This is a genomic window from Roseicyclus sp., assembly GCF_052168335.1.
Taxonomy (GTDB): domain Bacteria; phylum Pseudomonadota; class Alphaproteobacteria; order Rhodobacterales; family Rhodobacteraceae; genus Roseibacterium.
In genome coordinates, this window is sequence record NZ_JBQLZP010000381.1 from 1 (window position 1) to 5,858 (window position 5,858).

Consider the following 5,858-nt stretch of genomic DNA (forward strand, 5'->3'; position numbering starts at 1 on the left):
GCGGATGGCAGCCCTCCTCGCCGGGTACAGGGGGCGGCCGGGGGCGGACATGGGCGCGCTGGTCGCGGCGATCCTGGCGGTGCAGGATTGCGCCATCGCCCATGCCGGCGGCCTGATGGAGCTGGAGATCAACCCCCTCATCGCAACCGGGGGCGGCGCCGTCGCGGTCGACGCCCTGATCAGACTGGGAGAGACGCCATGACCGAGACCCCGATCCGGACCGAGCGCCGCGGCGCGGTGCTCGAGGTGACGATCGACCGGCCGAAGGCCAACGCGATCGACGCGGCCACGAGCCGGATCATGGGCGAGGTCTTCACCACGTTCCGCGACGACCCCGACCTGCGGGTCGCGGTCCTGACCGGGGCGGGGGAGAAGTTCTTCTGCCCCGGCTGGGACCTCAAGGCCGCGGCTGAGGGCGAGGCGCCCGACGGCGACTACGGCGTCGGCGGCTTCGGGGGTCTGCAGGAGCTGCGGGGGCTGAACAAGCCGGTGATCGCCGCGGTGAACGGCATCTGCTGCGGCGGCGGGCTGGAGCTCGCGCTGTCGGCCGACATGATCCTCGCGGCCGAGCACGCGACCTTCGCCCTGCCCGAGATCCGGTCGGGGACCGTGGCCGATGCGGCCTCGATCAAGCTGCCGAAGCGCATCCCCTACCACATCGCGATGGAGATGCTGCTGACCGGGCGCTGGATGGACGCCGGGGAGGCGGCGCGCTGGGGGCTGGTGAACCGGGTGCTTCCGGCTGCGGAACTCATGGATGCGGCGCGGGGGCTTGCGGAAGACCTGGCCGCAGGGCCGCCGCTCGTCTTCGCGGCGATCAAGGAGATCGTGCGCGAGGCGGAAGGCATGCGGTTCCAGGATGCCATGAACCGGGTCACGAAGAGCCAGTTCGAGACCGTGGAGCGCCTCTACCGGTCCGAGGACCAGAAGGAGGGCGCGCGCGCCTTCGCCGAGAAGCGCGATCCCGTATGGAAGGGAAAATAGCGGATTTTCGTACGAAAATCAGAAGGTTGCGATTTTTCGTACGAAAAATCGGGGAAAGGGAGGACAGGACATGCCGCTGACCATGACCCGCGAGGTCTTCATCACCTGCGCCGTGACCGGCTCGGGCGCCACGCAGGACCGGAGCCCTCATGTGCCCCGCAGCCCGAAGGAGATCGCCGAGAGCGCCATCGAGGCGGCCCGCGCGGGTGCGGCGATCGTCCATTGCCATGTCCGCGACCCCGAGACCGGCGCCCCGTCCCGCCGGGTCGAGCTCTACCGCGAAGTGACCGAGCGCATCCGCGACGCCGAGGTGGACGTTGTCCTGAACCTGACGGCCGGCATGGGCGGCGACCTCGTCTTCGGCCCGACCGACCGGCCGCTGCCGCTGAGCGACAAGGGCACCGACATGGCCGGCGCCGCCGAGCGGGTGGCGCACGTGGCCGAGTGCCTGCCCGAGATCTGCACCCTCGACTGCGGCACGATGAACTTCGCCGAGGCCGACTACGTCATGACCAACACGCCCGGGATGCTGCGCGCCATGGGGCGGATGATGACGGAGCTCGGCGTGAAGCCCGAGATCGAGGCCTTCGACACCGGGCATCTCTGGTTCGCGAAGGAGCTGGTGAAGGAGGGCGTGCTCGACGGCCCCGCGCTCGTGCAGCTCTGCATGGGCGTGCCCTGGGGGGCACCGGACGACCTCAACACCTTCCTGGCGATGGTGAACGCCGTTCCGCAGGACTGGACCTTCTCGGCCTTCTCCCTCGGGCGCAACCAGATGGCCTACGCGGCGGCAACCGTGCTCGCGGGAGGTCACGTCCGGGTCGGGCTCGAGGACAACCTCTGGCTCGACAAGGGCGTCCTCGCCACCAATGCGCAGCTCGTCGAGCGCGCCGTCGGCATCGTCGAGCGGATGGGCGCGCGGGTGATGACCCCGCAGGAGGTGCGCGACAGGCTCGGCCTCGTGAAGCGGGCGCCGCGGTGAGCCGCCGCGTCGTCATTACCGGCGGCGCGAGCGGGCTCGGCCTCGCCATGGCTGAGGCCTTCCTGCGCGCCGGCGACCGGGTGGCGGTCTGCGACGCCGATCCGGGCGCGGTCGCCGCCGTTCCTCCGTCGATCCGGGCCGAGGTGGCGGACGTGACCGACGAAGGCGCGATGGGCGGATTCCTCGGGCGGATCGAGGCGGACTGGGGCGGGGCGGACGTGGTGATCTCGAACGCCGGGATCGGCGGGCCGGCGGGCGCGATCGAGACGCTCGGCTTCGCGGAGTGGCGGCGCTGCCTGTCCGTCAACCTCGACGGCGCCTTCCTGACCTGCCGCTGGGCGGCGCGGGTGATGAAGGCGCAGGGATCGGGCCTGATCCTGCTCACGAGCTCGGTCTCGGGCCTCTTCGGCTTTCCCTGGCGCACGCCCTACGTGGCGGCGAAATGGGGGATCGTGGGCCTGACCAGGGCGCTCGCCTCCGAACTCGGACCGCAGGGCGTCCGCGTCAACGCGATCTGCCCCGGCGCGGTCGAGGGGCCGCGGATGGACCGGGTCGTGGCGATGGAGGCGCTCGCGCAGGGCCGGTCGGAGGCGGAGGTGCGCGCGGGCTTCACCGAAGGTGTCGCGCTCCGCCGCTTCGTGACGGCGGAGGAGGTGGCGGCGATGGCGCTCTTCCTCGCTTCACCGGGGGCGGCGGCGATCAGCGGGCAGGCGCTGGCGGTGGACGGGCACACGGAAAGGACGACGTGATGGGGGATGGCATGAAGACGGTGAAGTTCACCGCCATGAAGGACGGCGACCGCGAGGACTACGAATTCCTCGAGCGCCACGAGGTCGCGTATACCGCCGGGACGGCCGGCCGGCTCCTGCGGGCGCTGGAGGAGCTGGACGAAAGCCTCTCGGGCTACAAGGTCACGCGGCTCGGCCATTCGCTGCAATCGGCCACGCGCGCCTGGCGGGACGGCGCCGACGAGGACTGGATCGTCGCGGCGCTGCTCCACGACATCGGGGACATCCATGCCCCCTGCAACCACGACGAATACGCGGCGGCGATCCTGCGCCCCTTCCTGCGCGAGCAATGCACCTGGGTGGTGGAGAAACACGGGCTGTTCCAGCGGCTCTACTATGCCCATCACACCGGCGGCGATCCCGAGGCGCGGCAGTGCGAGGCGGGCAACCCGTATTTCGACGATTGCGCGGAGTTCTGCGAGCGCTGGGACCAGGCGAGCTTCGATCCCGACTATCCGTCGCTGCCGCTGGCGCATTTCGCGCCGATGGTGGAGCGTGTCTTCGCGCGGAAGCCCCACGATCCAGCGGTGCTGCGGCGGGGCGCGCGCGTGGCGTTGACGGATGCGGAGCGCGCGGCGGAAAGGGCCGCGGCATGAAGGCGGCGATGATCGGCGGCGGGGTGATCGGCGGCGGCTGGGCCGCGCGGTTCCTGCTGAACGGCTGGGACGTGGCGGTCTTCGACCCCGACCCGGAGGCGGAGCGCAAGGTGGGCGAGGTGCTGGCGAACGCGCGGCGCGCGCTCCCCGGTCTCTACGAGCGCGCGCTGCCGCCCGAGGGACGGCTCGGGTTCTGCGACACGCTGGAGGAGGCCGTGGAGGGCGCCGACTGGGTGCAGGAGAGCGTGCCGGAGCGGCTCGACCTCAAGCACCGGGTGCTGGCTCAGGTGATGGCGGCGGCGCCCGAGGACGCGGTCATCGGCAGCTCGACCTCGGGCTTCAAGCCCTCCGAACTCAACGCGCAGGGCGCCCGCGCCGTGGTCGCGCATCCGTTCAACCCGGTCTACCTGCTGCCGCTGGTCGAGCTGGTGGGCGACGCCGATCTCACGGGCCGGGCGGCGGAGACGCTGCGCGGGATCGGCATGTTCCCCCTGATCCTGCGCAGGGAGATCGACGCCCATATCGCCGACCGCTTCCTCGAGGCGGTCTGGCGCGAGGCGCTGTGGCTGGTGAAGGACGGGATCGCGACGACCGGGGAGATCGACGAGGCGATCCGCATGGGCTTCGGCCTGCGCTGGGCGCAGATGGGCCTGTTCGAGACCTACCGGATCGCGGGCGGCGAGGCGGGGATGCGGCACTTTCTCGCGCAGTTCGGGCCCTGCCTGACCTGGCCCTGGACGAAGCTGATGGACGTGCCGGAGTTCACCGACGAGTTGGTGGACCTCATCGCGGGGCAGTCCGACGCGCAGTCCGGGCACCGGACGATCCGCGAGCTCGAGCGGCTCAGGGACGACAACCTCGTGGGCATCCTGCGCGCGCTCCGCCGCACGGGGAGCGGGGCGGGCGGTGTCGTCCTCGCGCACGAGCGGACGCTGCCGCAGGGCGGCACGGGACCGGACGGCTTGCCGGTGACGCTCGAGATGCAGGTGCCGACGAGCTTCGTCGACTACAACGGCCACATGAACGAGGCGCCCTATCTCGAGGTCGGCGTGCGGGCCTCGGACCGGCTGATGGAGATGATCGGCGCGGACGCGGACTACATCGCGGGCGGGCTCAGCTACTTCACCGCCGAGACCGACATCCGGTTCCTCTCCGAGATCGACATCGGCGCCCGGATCACCGTGACGACGCAGGTGGTCGGCGGCGACGGGCGCAAGCTGCACCTCTTCCACCGGTTCTGGACCGGCGGCGAGAGCCCGGCGGCCACCATGGAGACGCTGCTCCTGCATGTCGATCTCGGAACCCGGCGCGTGGTGGCGCCCGGCGGCGCCGTGGCGGAGCGGGTTGCGGCGCTGGTGGCGGCGCACGCGGGCCTGCCGGCGCCGGAGCGGCTGATCCTCGGGCGTCCCGCTTCGTGAGGCAGGCGGACGCGGACGGGGCATCGAACCCCGCCCGCGTCCGGCGCGCGTCGCGCGCCAGGTTGCGTATTTGAAGAAAGATGAAGGACCGGGGCGGTTTTCCGGTCAGACCACGTCGGCGCGTTCGGGGAGGCGTCCGGCCTCGCGCGCCTCGAGGAGGCGGGTGAGCCAGTCGGGGTCCATCTCGGGCACGGAGGACAGGAGAAGCTCGGTATAGGGTTCGTGCGGGGGGGCGAACATTCGTGACTTGGTGCCCTGCTCGACCACGCGGCCGTTCTGCATGACCACCACCTCGTCGGCGATCGCGCGCACCGTCGCGAGGTCGTGGGTGATGAACATGTAGGCCAGCCCGAATTCCTCCTGCAGGCGGTTGAGGAGCTTCAGGATGCCTTCCTGCACGATCTGGTCGAGCGCGCTCGTGACCTCGTCGCAGATGATGAGCCGGGGTTCGGCGGCGAGCGCGCGGGCGATGCCGATACGCTGCTTCTGCCCGCCCGAGAGCTCGCCGGGGAAGCGGTCGATATAGGTGTCGGGGTCGAGTTCGATCAGTGCGAGGAGTTCCCGCACGCGGGCGGTCAGCGCCTTGCCCTCGAGGCCGAGATACATCTGCGCCGGCCGCCCGATGATCTCGCGGAGGCGCATCTTGGGATTCAGCGCGGTGTCGGCCATCTGGTAGATCATCTGGACCTGCCGGAGCTGCTCGCGCGTGCGGCCGCGGAGGGCGGGGGGCAGGGGCTTGCCCTCGAAGAGCACCTCGCCCGACTTCGGCGGCAGGAGGCCGGTGATCACGCGGGCGGTGGTGGACTTGCCCGAGCCGCTTTCGCCCACGACGGCGACGGTGCGGCCGGCGTGGATGTCGAAGCCGACGTCCTCGAGCACGTTGACCGTGCCGTAGGCCGCGGTGACGCCGCGCACCGAGACGACGGGCGTGCCGGTCGCCTTCGGCTGCTCGGGCCGCGCGAAGCTGCGGACGGCCCAGAGGGACCTGGTGTAGTCCTCGCGCGGGGCGTCGAGCATCTCGCGCGTCTCGGCCTCCTCGACCTCCTCGCCGCGGAGGAGCACCTTGATCCGGTCGGCGGCCTGCGCCACG

Annotated in this window: 7 protein-coding genes; 6 read left to right on the forward strand and 1 reads right to left on the reverse strand. The window is 71.2% G+C overall.

Annotated elements, in window-relative coordinates:
* From ACTS11_RS11670 to ACTS11_RS11695, 6 genes are all read left to right on the forward strand, one after another.
* Positions 1 to 202, forward strand: a 202-nt coding sequence (locus ACTS11_RS11670) for an acetate--CoA ligase family protein (protein ID WP_442640486.1), incomplete at its 5' end; no start/stop codon positions are given.
* Positions 199 to 984, forward strand: a complete 786-nt coding sequence (locus ACTS11_RS11675; RefSeq protein WP_442640487.1) for a carnitinyl-CoA dehydratase — start codon at positions 199 to 201, stop codon at positions 982 to 984. The genes ACTS11_RS11670 and ACTS11_RS11675, both read left to right, overlap by 4 nt.
* 70 nt (positions 985 to 1,054) lie before the next feature.
* Positions 1,055 to 1,966, forward strand: a complete 912-nt coding sequence (locus ACTS11_RS11680; RefSeq protein WP_442640488.1) for a 3-keto-5-aminohexanoate cleavage protein — start codon at positions 1,055 to 1,057, stop codon at positions 1,964 to 1,966.
* Positions 1,963 to 2,715: an SDR family oxidoreductase gene (locus ACTS11_RS11685; RefSeq protein WP_442640489.1), complete on the forward strand. Its 753-nt coding sequence runs from the start codon at positions 1,963 to 1,965 to the stop codon at positions 2,713 to 2,715. Before ACTS11_RS11680 ends, ACTS11_RS11685 begins: the two co-directional genes overlap by 4 nt.
* An 11-nt stretch (positions 2,716 to 2,726) precedes the next feature.
* Entirely contained in the window at positions 2,727 to 3,350 is a 624-nt protein-coding gene (locus tag ACTS11_RS11690; protein WP_442640490.1) for an HD domain-containing protein, read from the forward strand.
* Positions 3,347 to 4,768 carry a carnitine 3-dehydrogenase gene (locus tag ACTS11_RS11695; RefSeq protein WP_442640491.1) on the forward strand — a complete coding sequence of 474 codons (1,422 nt, stop codon included), beginning with the start codon at positions 3,347 to 3,349 and terminating at the stop codon, positions 4,766 to 4,768. Before ACTS11_RS11690 ends, ACTS11_RS11695 begins: the two co-directional genes overlap by 4 nt.
* 105 nt (positions 4,769 to 4,873) lie before the next feature.
* On the opposite strand, the gene ACTS11_RS11700 is transcribed toward ACTS11_RS11695, so the two are convergent.
* Positions 4,874 to 5,858, reverse strand: a 985-nt coding sequence (locus ACTS11_RS11700; protein WP_442640492.1) for an ABC transporter ATP-binding protein, incomplete at its 5' end; no start/stop codon positions are given.